Source organism: Phytoactinopolyspora alkaliphila, from assembly GCF_010550695.1.
Classification (GTDB): Bacteria; Actinomycetota; Actinomycetes; order Jiangellales; family Jiangellaceae; genus Phytoactinopolyspora; species Phytoactinopolyspora alkaliphila.
Window position 1 is genome coordinate 1 of the sequence record NZ_JAAGOB010000009.1, and the last position, 17,095, is coordinate 17,095.

The 17,095-nt window shown below is 68.1% G+C and carries 13 protein-coding genes; 3 read left to right on the forward strand and 10 right to left on the reverse strand.

Annotated elements, in window-relative coordinates:
• Positions 1-218 precede the first annotated feature (218 nt).
• The 3 genes from G1H11_RS16630 to G1H11_RS16640 form a co-directional block, all read right to left on the reverse strand.
• Positions 219-2,438 (reverse strand): MMPL family transporter, encoded by a 2,220-nt coding sequence (locus G1H11_RS16630; RefSeq protein ID WP_163819728.1) that lies wholly within the window; start codon positions 2,436-2,438, stop codon positions 219-221.
• A gap of 150 nt (positions 2,439-2,588) precedes the next feature.
• Positions 2,589-3,200: an acyl-CoA-like ligand-binding transcription factor gene (locus G1H11_RS16635; RefSeq protein WP_163819729.1), complete on the reverse strand. Its 612-nt coding sequence runs from the start codon at positions 3,198-3,200 to the stop codon at positions 2,589-2,591.
• Between the two features lie 87 nt (positions 3,201-3,287).
• Positions 3,288-4,148 (reverse strand): N-acyl homoserine lactonase family protein, encoded by an 861-nt coding sequence (locus G1H11_RS16640; RefSeq protein WP_216843834.1) that lies wholly within the window; start codon positions 4,146-4,148, stop codon positions 3,288-3,290.
• 86 nt (positions 4,149-4,234) lie between these two features.
• On the opposite strand from G1H11_RS16640, the gene G1H11_RS16645 reads away from it, so the two are divergent.
• From G1H11_RS16645 to sppA, 3 genes are all read left to right on the forward strand, one after another.
• Positions 4,235-5,080, forward strand: a complete 846-nt coding sequence (locus G1H11_RS16645) for an alpha/beta fold hydrolase (protein ID WP_163819730.1) — start codon at positions 4,235-4,237, stop codon at positions 5,078-5,080.
• Positions 5,052-5,993 carry an NAD(P)-binding domain-containing protein gene (locus G1H11_RS16650; RefSeq protein ID WP_163819731.1) on the forward strand — a complete coding sequence of 314 codons (942 nt, stop codon included), beginning with the start codon at positions 5,052-5,054 and terminating at the stop codon, positions 5,991-5,993. The genes G1H11_RS16645 and G1H11_RS16650 overlap by 29 nt, the downstream gene beginning before the upstream one ends.
• Before the next feature lie 67 nt (positions 5,994-6,060).
• Positions 6,061-7,719, forward strand: a complete 1,659-nt coding sequence (sppA, locus tag G1H11_RS16655; protein ID WP_163819732.1) for a signal peptide peptidase SppA — start codon at positions 6,061-6,063, stop codon at positions 7,717-7,719.
• A gap of 229 nt (positions 7,720-7,948) precedes the next feature.
• Here the strand turns inward: sppA and G1H11_RS16660 are convergent, their stop codons facing one another.
• From G1H11_RS16660 to G1H11_RS16690, 7 genes are all read right to left on the reverse strand, one after another.
• The gene (locus G1H11_RS16660) at positions 7,949-8,893 is read right to left on the reverse strand and encodes a S66 peptidase family protein (protein ID WP_163819733.1); all 945 of its coding nucleotides are present in this window, start codon (positions 8,891-8,893) and stop codon (positions 7,949-7,951) included.
• Positions 8,894-9,041: 148 nt separating this feature from the next.
• Positions 9,042-11,144, reverse strand: coding sequence for a prolyl oligopeptidase family serine peptidase (locus G1H11_RS16665; RefSeq protein WP_163819734.1), 2,103 nt, complete (start codon positions 11,142-11,144; stop codon positions 9,042-9,044).
• Between the two features lie 115 nt (positions 11,145-11,259).
• Positions 11,260-12,603, reverse strand: a complete 1,344-nt coding sequence (locus tag G1H11_RS16670; RefSeq protein WP_163819735.1) for a M20/M25/M40 family metallo-hydrolase — start codon at positions 12,601-12,603, stop codon at positions 11,260-11,262.
• Entirely contained in the window at positions 12,596-13,429 is an 834-nt protein-coding gene (locus G1H11_RS16675; protein WP_163819736.1) for a M55 family metallopeptidase, read from the reverse strand. Before G1H11_RS16675 ends, G1H11_RS16670 begins: the two co-directional genes overlap by 8 nt.
• A 117-nt stretch (positions 13,430-13,546) precedes the next feature.
• Positions 13,547-14,605 carry a DivIVA domain-containing protein gene (locus G1H11_RS16680; RefSeq protein ID WP_281352424.1) on the reverse strand — a complete coding sequence of 353 codons (1,059 nt, stop codon included), beginning with the start codon at positions 14,603-14,605 and terminating at the stop codon, positions 13,547-13,549.
• A 189-nt stretch (positions 14,606-14,794) separates the two neighbouring features.
• Positions 14,795-15,916, reverse strand: coding sequence for a dual-specificity RNA methyltransferase RlmN (gene rlmN / locus G1H11_RS16685; RefSeq protein ID WP_163819738.1), 1,122 nt, complete (start codon positions 15,914-15,916; stop codon positions 14,795-14,797).
• A 295-nt stretch (positions 15,917-16,211) separates the two neighbouring features.
• Positions 16,212-17,081 (reverse strand): phosphatidate cytidylyltransferase, encoded by an 870-nt coding sequence (locus G1H11_RS16690; protein WP_163819739.1) that lies wholly within the window; start codon positions 17,079-17,081, stop codon positions 16,212-16,214.
• Between the last annotated feature and the right edge of the window lie 14 nt (positions 17,082-17,095).

The window sequence follows — 17,095 nt, forward strand, 5'->3', positions numbered from 1 at the left end:
CCGAACTGAACAACCGACCCCGCAAAACCCTGAGCTGGAAAACCCCAGCCGAAGCACTCAACAAGCTACTCTCAGAACCATTCAATCCACCCGGTGTTGCACTCACCACTTGAATCCGCCCATGGTGAAGCACGAGAAAACATGGTTTACATGATCATTTAGGGGACGGCCGGCGACATCAGTCACCGGCCGTCCCGTGTCGAGCGTGGGAGATCTTCTCAGCTGCCGACGGCCACAGGCTCGCGGTCCTCGGGCTTCTTGTCCAGCGCCGTGCGGAGCTTCTCGCCCTCGACGTCGACGTTGGGCAGGATCCGGTCCAGCCAGCGCGGCAGCCACCAGGCCCGGTGGCCGAGCAGCGTCAGGATCGCGGGCACGATGGTCATCCGGACGACGAACGCGTCGAACGCCACCGCGACGGCGAGCGCGAGCCCAACCTGCATGATGAAGTCCTCGCCACCGAGCACGAAGGCGCCGAAGACGCTGATCATGATGATCGCCGCCGCGGTGACCACCCGGCTACCGTGCTGGAAACCGGTGACCACGGCAGCCGTGGGCGAAGCGCCGTGCACATACTCTTCCCGCATCCGGGTGACCAGGAAGACCTCGTAGTCCATCGCCAAGCCGAACACCACGCCGATCAGGAAGATCGGCAGCATGCTGATGATCGGCCCCGTCTGGTCGATTCCCAGCAGGCTGGCGAACCAGCCCCATTGGAAGATCGCTACGATCAGCCCGAAGGTCGCACCCATGGTGACCAGGAAGCCGAGCGCCGCCTTGAGCGGGACCAGGATCGATCGGAACACCAGCAGCAGGAGGATGAAGGACAGTCCGACCACGACTCCGAGGTACGGGGCCATCGCCTCGGACATCTTCTCGGAGAAGTCGATCACGATGGCCGTGTTGCCGGTCACCACCATGGTCGCCCCGGTACCGGCCTCCAGCCCGCCGCTGGCATCACGGATGGCGTCGACAAGCTCTTCGGTCTCCGCGCTTGACGGTCCGCTCTGCGGGATCACGCTGATGATGGCAGTGTCGCCGGCGGCGTTGGGCATGGGCGGCGACACCATGACGACGTCGTCGAGTGCCTCGATCTCCGCGACCGCTCCGTCGAACGCGCCTTGCGGGTTCTCTGTGCCGGCGGCGTCGACGACGACCATCAGCTGGCTGTTGAACCCTTCGCCGAAGCCTTCGGAGACGAGGTCGTACGCCTTGCGCTGAGTGGTGTCCTCCGACATCGACTCCTCACCCGGCAGGCCGAGTCGCAAGTCCAGCACGGGCGCGGCCAGCCCCAGCATCCCGACCACAGCGACAAGCACCACGGTCTTGGGCCGGCGGGTGACCAAGCCGACCCAGCGCTTGCCGAGGCTCGGCTTGCCATCGGCGTCGTCGGCCTCGGGGTCGCGGGCCTTCAGCCCGGGGATCCGGCCGCCGATGACCCGGTGCTTGGCGAAGCCCAGCAAGGCCGGCAGGAACGTCAGGGCGATCAGCACAGCGATACCCACCGCGAACGCCGCGGCGAGGCCCATCTCGGTGAGCATTGGAATTCCGACGATGCCGAGGCCGGACAGGGCGATCATGACCGTCAGACCGGCGAACACCACCGCCGAGCCCGCGGTGCCGAGTGCCCGGCCCGCCGCCTCGCTTCCTTCGCGGCCGATAGCCAGCTCGTGCCGATAGCGAGAGACGATGAACAGGGCGTAGTCGATGGCCACGGCCAGCCCCAGCATCATCGCCAGCACGGAGGTGTCGCTGCCGATGTCGAGGAAGCCGGTGGCCGCGGTGATGGCCGAGATGGCGATGCCGACCCCGACGATCGCATTGAGCAGCGGCAGCCCGGCGGCCACGAGTGAGCCGAATGTGATGATCAGCACCACGGCCGCCACTCCGAGGCCGATCAGCTCACTGCCGGCCTCGGCATCCCACTCCTCGACCGCCTCGCCGCTCAGTTCGACGGTCAGCCCGGCGTCCCGGCCCTCTTGCGCGGCGTCGAACAACGCGTCCTTGGCCTCTTCGCTCAAGTCGCCCCACTGCACCGAGTAGTCGACATCGGCGAAGGCGATGCGGTTGTCAGGCTCGGACACGGTGCCCGTCTCGAACGGGTCGGTGACCGTGGCCACCTGCGGGGCGCCGCTGAGCGTCGAGATCGCTTCGTCGACGACGGCCCGGTTCTCCGGGTCGGCGAGGGATTCCCCCTCCGGCGCGGCGAACACCATCCGCGCCGCGGTGTTGTCAGCGCTCGGCGCTTCCGGGAACCGCTCCGCCAGCAGATCGAACGCCTGCTGGGACTCGGTACCCGGTATCTCGAAGGAATCGGACGGGTCGTCGGCGAGGGTCGACGCCCCCACGCCGGCCAGCACGAACATGGCGAGCCAGATCAGGGCGACGAATCCACGTCGCCGGTATGAGAACCGGCCTAGCCGATACAGGAAGGTTGCCACAGGGATACTCCACTCAAGTCCATAAAGTCAGTCATAGAAGACCACGGTGTAGCTGTGATCTGCCTGAGAGCAGACGTGGTGCGGGTAACGGCGTCATCTGGCTGGACGGCTTGGAGCGGCGATCATGACGCGCCGGTCCGCCGCAGCGGGTCAATGTGCTGGGTGCTCGGGCTGTGGCAGACCGGCTCGCATCAGTGCGAAGGCCTGCCGGATGTGATCGGCCAGCTGCCCGGCCGACGGGTTGGCGATCCAGGCTTCCTTGGCCGCGGCGATGCACACGGCCACCGCGCTGGCCTGCAGTCGCGGGTACAAGTCCTGTGCGTCAGTCCTCGTGCGTTCCGCGATGATCTCCGCGAGACGTTCGCCCAGGGCCTTCATCGCGCCGAGTTCCTGCATGAGCAGGGCCGCGTTCTCGTGGATGAACGTCGTCTGGGCGACGAACTCGTCGTTCATGTGTCCGTCGTCGTCAGCCATTCCCACGGTGATGTGCAGAAGCGAGTCCCAGATCGGTTCATCCGCTGGTCTCGCACGCAGCGCCTCGACCATCTCCTGCCCCCGGTCGGTGAGGACGCTGACGATGGCCTCCTCCTTGCTTGAGAAGTAATTGTGAAACGTACGAGGCGAGACGTCGGCCAGCGCGCCGATCGATTCCGCCGTGACGTGAGCGACGCCGTGCTCCATTGCCAGCTTGATGGCCGCCTCACCCAGTGCCCTGCGGGTGGCCGCCTTCTTGCGCTCACGCAAGCCCTGCTCAGTGCTCACGAGATGAGACGGTACAGGACGTGACAGCCACTCGCACAATGCACATTCAGCAAACTTTCAGGTTGAGCATGTTGCTAGTGACTGGCATCACATTGCGGCTGCCAGACGCTCCGCCGCACCGGGGTCATGGGACGGGAGGATCACCAGGTCCCGCAAGGCCGCACGCAGCTTGTTGACCTGCTGCATCGTGACGCGGGTCTGCTTCCTGTCGCACATGCCGGAGGGCTGGCCAGACGCCAGCAAAGCCTCGTCGTAGGTGAGATCGCCGACGAGCAGAAGCGATGCCTTGCCCGGGCGCCGGACAAGCATCGACAGGGATCCCGGCGTGTGTCCCAGCGTGGGCAACAGCAGGACGCTGCGATCGCCGAACAGGTCGTAACCGTGCGAGAAGGGCTCCAGCCGCGGCTCGGCGAGTGGCTCGTAGCCGATCCGGTTCCACCTCAGACCCGGCAGGTCGATGTGTTTCCGGTACAGCCCGCGAGCTTCCGGCCGTCGTCGCTCCAGACCCGCCCACTCATCGCGGCTCACCACGATGCTGGCATGGGCGAGAAGTGGAAGCCCGCCGATGTGATCGGGATGGAGGTGGGAGATCACCGCCGTCTCCACGTCACCGAGGCGATAGCCCAGGCGGATGAGCCCGGCGGTGAGAGTCTGGTCCGGCGGGATGTCGAAGCGAGCGATCCGGGAGTTCACCAGCCTGTCGAGCCGGCCCGGGAAGTACCGCGGATCGGTGACCGACGTACGGTCCTGTCCCGTATCGAACAGGACCACACCGTCACGATGCTCGATCACAAACGCGCTGACCGGCCGCGGCGCCGTCCATCGCGTCGACGTGAACAGCCAGAGCGGCATCGGTTTGCGGGTGGGTCCCACGTGTTCCGGGCGCATCCGCACCGACCCGGTGCTGATCACGGCCACCCGGGCGATCGGGTCCGGCGACGAACTCACGGCGGCCTCCTGACCTTGTGATGCGCACTGCAGATGATCGCAGGCGAAGCCTATGATCAACAAGGCGGGCAGAAGGGAGGCCGGTGGTGATCGAGAGAACCGAGGGGTATTTCCGGACGTCCGACGCGGAGTCGATCTGGTTCGAGACCGCTGGCAGCGGCCCGCCACTCGTGCTGGCGCACGGACTCGGGGGCAACGCGGTGGTGTGGTTCCAGCAACTCCCGCATTTCGCCTCGAGATTCCAGGTGGTCACCTGGGATCAGCGAGGCTTCGGCCGTTCGTCGAACGCGTCCGGACGCTCCGGCCCCGAGACGTCGGTCTCCGACCAGCTGGAACTGCTGGACCATCTGGGTATCGAGTCCGCCCACCTGGTAGGACAGTCGCTCGGCGGCTGGGTGGTGCTCGGCGCCGCGCTGGCCGCACCGGGCCGCGTCCGCTCACTCGTCTTGTCCAGCAGCACCGGCGGCATCCCACCGGTACACGGCCCGGACGTCGACACCGGTCCCGTCCGCGCGCCCCACGGTACCCGGCCGCTAGGCGTGCATCCCGCCATCGGCGACCGGTTGCCGGCCGCCGACCCTGCCCGGGCCTACCTCTATCAGAGCCTGAGCACTTTCGGCCGCAGACCGCCCGACGCCGAGTTCGCGACGATGCTGGCGGACTTGGTCCACGAACCCGCGGCATTCACCGACTTCGAGATACCGACCCTGTTCGTCTGTGGCTCTCGCGACCCGGTCATGACGCCGTCACACGTCCGCGACGTCGCCTCCCGGCTGCACAGGGCCACCGTGGTGGAACTCGATCTGAGCCATTCGACGTACTTCGAGGATCCGGTGGCATGGAACACCGTGGTAGACGACTTCCTCTCGCGATCAGCCAGAAACCGCAAGACGGGGGGTCATCGTGAGCAGCACACTGATTCTCGACCATGATCAGACACGCCGAGCGCTGCCGCCGGACGCATTGCTGCCCGCGGTCCGAACCGCATTGATCGCCACCAGCCGGAACGAGGCCTCGACGCCTCCGCGTATCGCCGCGATCGCCCCCGCCGGAATCCTCGGCGCCATGCCCGGATATGTGGCCGGCCTCGGCCTCGCCGGCAAGTTCGTCGCCATCTTCCGCCCCGGCGGACCCACGGGCCCTAGTACTCATCACGGAATCGTCGCGCTGTTCGATGAGAACGACGGTCACGTGCTGGCCCTGATGAGCGGCGAGGCCGTCACCGCGGCCCGGACCGCCGCCAGTGCCACCGTCGCGTTCCAGGAACTCGCACCGTCCACCGTCGGCCGGATCGCCGTCATCGGCGCGGGCGTGCAGGCACACGCTCAGCTTGAACTGCTTCACCACCTCGGTCTCACGGCCGAGATCGTGGTGGCGTCCCGCTCGCAGGACTCCGCGACACACCTGGCGCAGCGGTACGGGACCGCGACCGCACGCACCATCCAGGAGGCGGTGTGCAGCGCGGACGTGGTCTTCTGCTGCACGGACGCCGACCATCCCGTCCTGCGGCACCCATGGCTGCGCTCACCTGCGCACATCAGCTCGGTCGGCGGGTCTAGGGGCCATGAACTCGATCGCTCGACGGTGACGGGAGGGACGCTGTACGTCGAGTGGCCCGGTGCCGTGTCGCACGCTCCACCGGCCGGTGCCCATGAACTGCAAGACGTCTCTCCTGACCGCGCAGCCCTCCTCGGCTCCGTGCTGTCGGGGGATCATCCCGGGCGAACCGGCGACGAGCTCACGGTATTCAAGTCCACGGGTTACGCGGCCCTCGACGTCGCCGCGGCATCCGTGGCGTATCAAAGAGCCACAGAACTCGGTTTCGGCACCCGGATAGACATGTGAGCAGCGGCCCGGGCCCCCGCCGACGCTTCCAGGGCCGGGACCGCGCGGCTCGTCATACCCTGGTCGCATGCCTGCCGTTCCCCTCGTGCTCGAACTCGAGCTCAACACTCCCCTGATCACCAGTCCGCCGCAGGATCCGCTGTCGGCCGTGCGAGCCCGCAACCGCACCCACCTCAGCGACCTGATCGAAGGTCTTCGCCGGGCCGCGAAAGACCCGAAGGTCGCTGGGCTGATAGCGCAGTGCGACGGCGGCACGCAGCCGCCGGCCGTGGTCCAGGAGATCCGGGATGCCGTCGCCGGTTTCCGCCGGTCCGGCAAGCCGGCCGTGGCGTGGGCGCGGAGCTTCGGCGAACTCGGTCCCGGCACCACCGGCTACTACCTCGCCACCGCCTTCGACGAGATCTGGCTACAGCCGTCCGGGGACGTCGGGCTCACCGGCTACAGCGCGCGAGCAGTCTTTCTGCGCGAAGCGCTTGACCGGGCCGGCCTCCAGCCGGACCTGAGCCAGCGGCACGAGTACAAGAACGCTGCCGACATGTTTGTACGCTCTCAGTTCAGCGACGCGCACCGCGAGGCGCTCACTAGGATCGTGGAGTCCACCGGCGAGCAGGTCTTCGATGCCGTCGCCGCGGCCCGCGGCCTGTCGACGGACCGGCTGCGAAACATCGTCGACGGTGGACCGCTGAGCGCCACGGACGCCCGCGACGCCGGCCTGGTGGATCACGTCGGTTACCGCGATGAGGTGTACACCGCGATGGCACGGCGTCTCGGCGGCCGGATGCGCCTGCGCTACGTCGGCAGGTACAACCACGCTGCGGGCAAGGCCCAGATTCTCCGGCTGCCCGTGCACCGCAGCCGCGGAAACGTCGCCGTGATCTACGGCAAAGGCCCCATCGCCGTGGGTCGCAGCTCGGCGAGCCCCTTCAGCGAGGGCTCGATCGGGGCAGACACGCTCAGCGCGAACCTGCGGGCGGCCGCAGCCGACAAGAACGTCAAGGCGATCGTCTTCCGGGTGGACAGCCCCGGCGGGTCCTACGTCGCCTCCGACACCATCCGCCGCGAGATCCTCCTCGCCCGCCGGACGAAGCCGGTGATCGCCTCGATGGGCTCCGTCGCGGGCTCCGGCGGCTATTTCGTCACCATGTGCGCGGACGTCGTGGTGGCATCGCCGGCGACCATCACCGGCTCGATCGGCGTCGTCGGCGGCAAGGTCGTCCCGAAGCGACTGCTGGAGCGCCTCGGCATCCGGGTGGGCAGCGTGAGCACCGGCGCACAGGCAGGTATGTTCGCCGCCGACGAGCCGTTCACTCAGGAGCAGTGGGAGATCCTCAACGGGTGGATGGACCGGGTATACGACGACTTCACCGCCAAGGTCGCCGAGGACCGCGGACTGAGCCGCGAGGCGGTCGACGACGTCGCCAGAGGCCGGATCTGGACCGGGGCCGACGCGCGGGACCGTGGTCTGGTCGATGAACTCGGCGGGCTGAGCACCGCTATCCGGATAGCGCGCGACCGCGGTCGGCTGCCGGACCGGGACGACCTGTCCGACGTGCAGGGGTATCCCAAGGTGCCGTTCCTGGAACGTCTGCGACCGGCCGAATCGAGCCAGTCACCGGCCGCGGCGTCGAGCTCCCTGAACCCGTGGGGCACACTCGCGCATCTCGCCACGGCACTCGGATTACCCGCTGCCGGTCCGCTGAGCATGCCGTTCGTGCCATCCGTGTGACCCGCCAGTGAGTGAACGACATCGCATCTAAGGACTTTCGGCCCTATGGGCGGCAACTGTTTGTCCGATAAAACACTCTTGGACGACCACTAGGCCACCCGGCACCTCGGGTGGCGGACATGGAAGCGGGACCGGCCCCAGGGGGATGGGCCGGTCCCGTTTCTCACCAGCCTAGGCGCAATAGGGTCGTCTCACCACCTGGCTGTTCCCGGCAACGTGGCCGGACCCGTCAGATCAGCGCTGGTTCGTCCAGAGTGAGCGTGGCGGCCTCAACGTCGATGGTGGCGGTGACGCCGAGGGGAATGGTCAGTGTGCTGGGACCGTGCCCGAACTCCATGCCGCTGACGATGGGAACGTCGAAGGCGGCGAATCGGTCGACGACGACGTGGTCCAGGGGATCGGAGTCGGTCCACGTGCCGAGCACCACGCCCGCTACGCCGTCCAGCCACCCGGTCCGCAGCATATGGGTCAGGTAGCGGTCGAACCGGTACGCGTCCTCACCGATCTCCTCCAGCACGAGGATCCCGCCGGTGACGTGGGGCCGCCCGGTGGGCGTGGCCAGTTCCGCCGCGAGAAGGCTCACGCAACCGCCGACCGTCACACCGGTGACCTTCCCGCCCGAGCCCGCGGAGTGTGCGCCCGCGATGGTCCGAGCGCCCGGCGAGGAGATGGTGGTCACCGACTCCGGCTCGAAGAGCGTACGCCGCAGATGCTCCGCGGTCCCCGCGTCCTCGATGAAGGCGTCGACCGCCACCATCGGCGCGTGCAGCGTGGCCACGCCGAGACAGTTCGCGAACGCCTCGTGCAGCGCGGTGATGTCACTGTAACCGGCGAAGACCTTCGGCTCGGCCTGCGCCATCGCCGACCAGTCGACCAGATCCAGCATCCGCTGGGCGCCGTAGCCGCCACGGGCGCACAACACCGCGGAGACCGACGGGTCGCACCACGCCTCCTGCAGGTCTGCGGCGCGCGACTGGTCGTCGCCCGCGAGATAGTCGAACTGCTCGTCGCGGCCGGTGACATGTGGCGCCAGGACCACCTCCAGTCCCCATCCGCGGAGGATCTCGCAGCCGGCGTCGAGCCGGTCCTTGGGGACCGGCCCACTCGGCGCCACCACAGCGACACGGTCGCCGGGGCTAAGTCGGCGTGGCCTAGTCAGCGGTTGCAAGTTCATCGGCTCATCCTGAAGTCTGTCGTGTGGTCCACCGCGGCGCGTCGTCACCACGGTTTAAGCTCGTCAGCGGCAGGCACGCCACCGTACCATCACCGCCACGGAACGGCACCCCACCTACCGGCTCGCCGACCCGCGATTCCGCGCCAGGTCAGCGCGTGAGTTCGAGGGGCGCCACGTCCGGTGCGTCGAAGCCGAACACCTGCGAGTACAAGGAGAGCTCCGCTTCCAGTGCGGCGACGATGGTCTCGTCCCGGCGGAAACCGTGCTGCTCTCCTTCGAACGTCAGGTAAGCGTGCGCGACCCCCCGGCCCCGCATCGCCTGAACGTACCGCTCAGCCTGGACGGGCGGGCAGATCTCGTCCTCAAGCCCCTGGAGCAGCAGGAACGGCACCGAGACCCGATCCGGTGCGTTCATCGGCGATCGGTCCCGGTATCGCTGTTCCGCCTCCGGCCACGGCCCCACAAGGCTCTCGAGATACTGCGACTCGAAATCATGTGTCTCTCCCGTGCGCCAGCCGCTGAGATCCAGGATCGGGTACATGATGACACCACAGCTGAATGTATCCGCGAAGGTCAGCGCAGCAGCCGACGTCCAGCCGCCCGCACTGCCGCCACGGATGGCCAGGCGGGCCGGGTCGGCGAGGCCTTCCCCGGCCATAGCGCGGGCCACGGCCACACAGTCCTCGACGTCGACGACGCCCCAGCTGTGCCGCAGCCGGTTGCGGTACTCCCGGCCGAAGCCGGTGGAGCCGCCGTAGTTGACCTCCACCACGCCGATCCCCCGGCTGGTGAAGTAGGCGACCTCAAGGTCGTGCACCATGGGCACGCGGCTCGTCGGCCCGCCGTGCACGAACACCACGTACGGAGGCAGTTCGCCGGCCGGTCCGGCGAACGCCTCGTTGCGCGGACGGTAGACGTTCGCGTGCACTTCCCGGCCCTGTGCGCCGGTGAAGATGCGAGCCTCCGGTTCCGGCGAGTACTGCTCGCTGACCTTCCACAACGCGACCGCGTCGAGCTGTGACTCGCCCGTGTGCGGCGAAGAGCGGCCGTCGTAGAGCGGATCGGTGAGCGCCAGGGTCTTGCGGCCCACGGTCGCGGCCATCATCACCTGATACGGGTCGGCGGGACCGCCGGCCACGCCCAGGACGGCAGAGCCCTCCGCGGACAGCGTAGGTGCCCACTCGGTGTGATCGTCGTCCAGCGGCAGGAGTTCCCCGGACACCGTGTCGAGGACGCTGAGGCGCGTGGCGGCCCGGCCATGGATGACGGCGACCCGGCCGCGCGCGAGCGGGGCGAACCATTGCATGCCCAGTTGCCACAACGGTCCGCCGAACTCCTCCTCCAGCGGGCACAGGTTGACCGGCTCACCGTTCGGGCCAGATTCCACGTCCACACTCACCCGGTGCAGGTTCCACCATCCGGTCGGATCGGCCACGTACAGAAGCGAGTCCTCGGATTGCCACTCGGCCTGGACCACGGCTACGTCCGGCCCTCCGGCGACCGTCACCGGGGCGTGGACGGTCCCGCCCTCACCGATCCGCGCCACCCGGAGGACGGTCGAGTCCCAGGGCATCGACGGGTGGTCCCAGCCGATCCAGGACAGCCGGCGCCCGTCGGGTGCCACCCGGGGGCAGGCCAGGAAATGAGTATCGACGACGAGTACCTGGACGCCCGCCGGGTCGTCGGCGGCGGAACCGTCGACAGGCACGGCCACGATAGACCGGCTGACATCTGTGGGCGCCGGGCCGGTGTGCTCCTCCCGGATGCACCACACCTCCTGCCCACCGGGAGCCACCACGGGCTCGACGTAGCGCAGGCCGGCGGGGTGCTGCGGCTGTGGGGTCAGTGGCCGCGGCGTCTCGTCCGTTCCCGGCTGGTATCGGTACAGCCGCTGATCAGAGAACTCCGCGAACACGACGACGGGGCCTGGGTCGCCAGGCACCAGCACGTACGCGCGGCCGCCGTACTCGTGGACCCGGCTGCGCACGTTCCACGGCGGTGGGAGCACGACCTCGTCGTGCGCCACCACAGGCTGTGCCGGGCTCGTCGCCTCGCCGCTCTCGGCCGGCGGGGAACCCTCGACCCGGCGAAGAAGCGCGATGCGCCCTCCCTCCGCGGGCATCGGCTCCGCCCACCACGGCTGCGACTTGTGCAGACTGACCCAGGTGGGGCGGCCAGCAGTACGAGCCACCATCCGGGCGTCGATCGGGGATTGCCAGGCTCCGTACGGCGCGGTCTTCTGCTCGTCCATTCTCCGGCTGTTCCTTTCGCTGATCGTTTCGCGCGATGTTGCCACGTCGTGGTGCGTGTCCCCCGCGCCGGTCCTGTCGTGTCCCGTCGAAGCGCGGCCGGACAAGGGCGGGCGTTCAGCCCACTGTGGACAGGAAGCGGTCCAGCACCCGCGCGCCGAACCTCAGGCCTTCGACCGGAACCCGCTCGTCGACACCATGCACCAAGGGGGCGAGATCGAGATCCGGCGGAAGCAGCAACGGGGCGAACCCGTAGCCGGTGATACCCAGCCGGGAGAACTGCTTGGCATCCGTTCCGCCGCCCATGCAGTAGGGCACGACGTCGGCATCCGGATCCTCCGCCCGCAGCGCTTCAGCCATCGCCAGGAACGTCGGCGAATCCACAGGAGCCGACAGCGGAATCTCCGTGTGGTAGTACTCCCAGTCGACGCGAGGCCCGGTCAGCATGTCGATGGTCTTCTCGAACTCCTCCCTGGCACCCGGCACGACCCGCCCGTCGACGCGCGCGGCGGCCAGCTCCGGGATCACGTTGACCTTGTACCCGGCCTCCGGCATCGTCGGATTGGCACTGTTGCGCACGGTGGTCTCGACCAGGTGCCGCGCCGGGCCGAACCGGTCCAGAAGGGCGTCGACATCGAATTCGGGATCATCCAGATCGACCGGGATGTCCAGGGCACGTCCGATACCCGCGAGCGCGGCCCGCACGGTGGGCGACAATCGCACCGGCCACTCGTACGCGTCGATCCGGGCGATCGCTGCCGCGAGAGCTCCGACGGCGTTGTCCCGGTTCACCTTCGAGCCATGCCCCGCGGTGCCGTGTGCGGTCAGCTTCAGCCAGGCCGTGCCGCGCTCGCCCGCACCGACCGGATAGAGCCTGCGGCCGTTCGCGTGAAAGGTGTACCCGCCGGACTCGCTGATCCCCTCGGTGCAGCCCTCGAACAGCTCCGGGCGGTGCTCCGCCAGCCAGCCCGCGCCGTAGGCGGCGGTGTCCTCCTCGTCGGCGGTGAAGGCGAACACGACGTCCCGGCGCGGGCGGCGGCCGGAGAAGCCCCAGCCGCGAGCGACGGTCAGCATCATCGCGACCATGTCCTTCATGTCCACCGCGCCGCGGCCCCACACCATGCCGTCGCGAATCTCGCCGGAGAAGGGGTCGACGCTCCACTCCGTGGGATCGGCCGGGACGACGTCCAGGTGACCGTGGACGAGCAGGCCCGGCAGCCCCGGTTCGGTGCCTGCCACGCGGGTGACCAGGTTGGCCCGCCCAGGCGCCGATTCCACCAGCGTGGACTCGATTCCCGCCTCGGCTAGCCGCTCGGCGACGTACTCCGCAGCCGGCCGCTCCTGGCCGTCCCCGCCGCCGCGGTTGGTGGTGTCGATCCGAATCAGCTCGCTGGCCAGCGTCACAACGTCCGGCCCTTCCGGATGCTGGGTGTGCATGCTCGTCCCGTCGGTGTCAGCCATAGTTCCGTTCGATCGCATTGGAGATGAGTGTGGTGACGGCCTTAAAACAGCGGATCATGTCGTAAGCGGTGCCCGACGTGTACCGGACCCGGCGGGGCCCCACCAGCTCCACGGTGGGGACCATGCAGGCCAGATCGGCGAGCTGGGTGGCGTCGACCTCCACCTCGACGGTGAACGGCCCTTCGTCGGCCGGATCATGCCGGGCCGCCAGCGAGGTGGCGGCCTTCGCAGCTGCGCGGATGTCGGCGAACGTCCGGGCCGGAGGACGGCATCTCGCCGCGTATCGCGACACGTGGTCCTTGACGGCCACCGTACGGGCCTCCGGAGCGTAGGACGCGGCGTCAGCGCAGGCTCGATCGTCGCCTGTGACCAGGACAACCGGCGTTCCGTATTCCGCCACGACCAGAGCATTCAGGCGTCCCTCGCTGGCGGGCGCGTCGTTCACCCACACACCCGTGATGGAATTGGCCAGATAGGTGTGGGCCAGCACGCCCGGCATGCCGGCACCCGCGTGGTAGCCGACGAAGGCCGCCCCGTCGACGTCTCCGGATTGCACGCCCTCCACCATGGTGAGCGATTTGTGCCGCCCGGTGATCATCTCGGCGCGTTCGTCGAGCTGCTCCAGCAGAAGATTGCGCATGGTGGCGTGGGCCTCGTTCACCAGGACCTCCACCGCGCCGCCGTCATAGAACCCCGCGATGGCGGCATTGACGTCGGAGGTGAACATGGCGCGGCACCGCTGCCACTCTTCGGTCCCGGGTTCGACGTCCGCCGGCCAGGTGACGCCGGTAGCGCCTTCCATGTCGGCCGAGATCAAGAACTTCATGGATGGTTACCGTACGCCACGCGATATTGCGGCGCACAGAGGGTAGCGCGAAAAAACTTCCGGCGGGAAGCGCGTCTCGCCATCACGTCAGAACTTAGCGAGCTGCACAAGCCGTGGTCAGGGTGTAGCGACCTCGACCTCGAAACCCTCGTCGTTCTCGAAGTAGGCGGCGTAGTGGTGCGGGCCGCCAGCATAGGGGTGGCGGTCGGCGAACATCAGGCGCCAGCCGTACGTGGGCGCCTCGGAGACGATGCGATCCACCATCCACCGCTCCGGCACAGCCAGAGCCAGGTGATTGAGCCCCGGAGCCTTGCGGTCATACGGCGTCCACGACAGGTCCGGGGACTGTTCGATGACCACGTACGGCCCGCCCCCCGGCGACTGCCAGGAACGCCCGCTGTCCCACACCTGGAACAGCGTCCAGCCGAGCCGCTCGAACAGCCAGCCGAACGAACGAGTGGACGACTCGATGTCACGGGTCCAGATCTCCACATGGTGTAGCCCGGTGGACGGGGTGCGCACATCGGACAGCGACGGCTCGTCGGACGCCGTCTCGTAGCCGTTCACGGCCGGCTGCTGATGGGTCCGCTGCATCGAGGGCTGGGTATACGTGGGATCGAGGGCGCGCAACGCGGGATCGAGCTCGTTCACCGCCGAGTCGGTCAGTGGGTCGCCGGCGGGGTCCGGATACGCCGGGGGGTACGCCGGCGACACGGGAGGCGCCGGTGCCACCGGCGGAGCCGCCGGCGGTACCGCCGCCGCACCGAACCCTGGATGGTCGGTAGTGCCCCAGCCGCCGTGCTCCTGCGTCATCTGGGCAGGATGATGGGGCGCGGGCGAGGAGTACTGATGCTGCTGAAGGTTCTGCTGAGCGGCGGCCTGCTGCCGCTTGCGAAGCTCCGCGGCCGCGGCGTCAAGCCAGTCGTCGACGTCGTCCATGGAGTAGCCCTCGCGCATGCGCACGACCTTGAACTCCTCGGACTCGATCCGGTCGGGGGTGATGCCCTTCCCACCCGGCCGCCCGTCGAGGGCATCGATGACCTGATCCACAAAGTCATCGACCGCGTCGAGGTCATAGCCCTCGCGCATCCGAACCGTGCGAAATTCAGGTTCGCGACTCACAGCCACTGCGTCGTCACACTCCTCAGGAACAAGAACGGCCGCCCACGGGCGCATGACTGCGGCGAGCGCAACCACTCGCCGCCGGACAACCGAATCCCCCGTGACCGGCCACTCCAAGCAGAACGTAGTCTAGAACATCTCCCGACGGCCATCGCCACCCTCGCTGACACCCGTGTCACACCTGTATTGACAGGTGCCGAGGCAGCGACCACCGTACGGACTCGCACCGAACTGGAAGGCATCTTAAGCGTTCGCCGTCGCCAACTGCCCGCAGGCCCCGTCGATGTCACTCCCGCGCGTGTCGCGTACCGTCACCGGAATGCCGTGTGCCTCCAGGGTCGCGACGAACGTGCGCTCTACCTCAGGGTCGGACGCTGTCCACTTCGACCCCGGCGTCGGGTTCAATGGGATCGGGTTCACGTGCACCCATCCCTGGCCGCGATCCGTCAGCAGCCGGCCGAGCAGGTCGGCCCGCCATGCCTGGTCGTTGATGTCACGGATCAGCGCGTACTCGATCGACACCCGGCGCCCGGTCCGGTCGAAGTATCGCCGGGCGGCATCGAGCGCCTCGGCCACCTTCCACCGCGTGTTGATCGGGACCAGCTCGTCGCGCAGCTCGTCGTCGGGAGCGTGCAGAGACAGCGCCAGGGTGACCGACAGATCTTCCTCACTCAGCCGGTCGATCGCGCTGACCAGGCCTACGGTGGAGACGGTAACGCCGCGCTGGCCGATGCCCAGGCCCGCCGGTGCCGGGTCGGTCAGGCGCCGAACCGCCGACACGACGGACTTGTAGTTGGCCATCGGCTCGCCCATGCCCATGAACACCACGTTGGTGATCCGCCCCGGGCCGCCCGCGATCTCACCCGCGGCCAGCATCCTGGCGCCGGCAACGACCTGCTCGACGATCTCCGCAGTGGACATGTTCCGGGTCAGGCCCTGCTGCCCGGTGGCGCAGAACGGGCAGTTCATCCCGCAGCCGGCCTGGCTGGACACGCAGATGGTGACCCGGTCACGCTTCCCGGTGTAGCGCATCAGCACGCTCTCCACGAGCGCGCCGTCATACAGCCGCCACAGCGTCTTGCGCGTGGTTCCGCTGTCGGTCTCCATGTGCCGGACCGAGGCGACGAGAGACGGCAGGACGGCCTGCCCTAGCGCACCGCGGACCGACGCGGGCAGATCGGTCATCTGCTCGGGATCGGAGATGAATCTGGAGAAATAGTGCCGAGACAACTGATCCGCGCGGAACGCCGGCTCACCCAGCTCGGTCACCAATGCCCGGCGTCCGTCGACGTCGAGGTCGGCCAAGTGGCGCGGCGGCTTGCCACGACGCACCGGCGTGAGCTGTAGTTCCCCTGGCTTGGGCATGGATTCCTCTGGTCTGGAACGGGTCCGCAGGTGCAATTGTCCCACGTTGACGCCTGATCGCCATTCGGCCGTCCGGCCCCTGCTTTGCCACCTGATCGTCGATATGTCGTCTGATCATCGGCGGCGCCTCATGGGAGATGATCAGGTGACGAAACTGCGCGTCTGGGCGGTCCTTGACCATCTGATCCACATCGGTTCACATACTGAGACGGGATCAGGTGACGAAGTCGCGGCGCCAGGGCGGCACACGTCATCTGATCGCGACGAAGGAGCTGATCAGATGACACATCGACGATCAGGTGACATAGGTGAGCACCAGCCACACCAGCGGAGCGGTGGGGAGCAGCGAGTCGAGCCGGTCCATGATCCCGCCGTGGCCGGGCAACAGGGAACTCATGTCCTTGATCCCGAGATCGCGCTTGATCATCGACTCGCCGAGGTCACCGGTGGTGGCGCCGATCACGCCGACGACGCCGAGGAGCACCCCCGACCACCATGGTGCGTCCATCGCCAGCACCGCCACCGCGATCCCGGCACCGACACCGAGGAGCAGCGAACCGGAGAAGCCCTCCCAGGTCTTCTTCGGACTCACCGTCCTGGCCATCGGATGCTTGCCGAACAGGACACCGGTGAAGTATCCGCCGGTGTCGGAGGCGACCACCACGGCCAGCAGCGTGAAGACCTGCCAATGCCCGTCGTCCGCTCGGGCCATCAGCATCGCGAAGCCGGCAAGGAAGGGGATGTACACCACGGAGAACACGCCGGCGGTGACGTCGCGTACGTAACCGGCGGAGTGATCACCCAGCCGCCACACCAAGATCGCCGCGACAGTCAGGGCAAGCCCCACCACCAGCGGTGCCGTGCCCGCCACGAACGCACCCACCAGCATGATCACGGACCCCAGCAGGGCGGGAACCAGAGGCACCGCGATGCCCCGAGTGGCGAACGCCTGCGCCAGTTCCCACACCGCGACGACCATGACCACCAGGACAAGAGCCGCGAACGCGGGCGGATACAGGAACAGGGTGCTGACCACGATAGCGCCGAGGCCCACACCCACGGCGGTGGCCGCGCGCAGATCCCGGCCGGCTCGTCGTGCTCCGTGCGCCCCGGCGTCAGGCGACGGTCGCGACCCCTCCTCGGGGTCGGTCGGCTTGTCGGTCACTGCCTAGTGCCCTG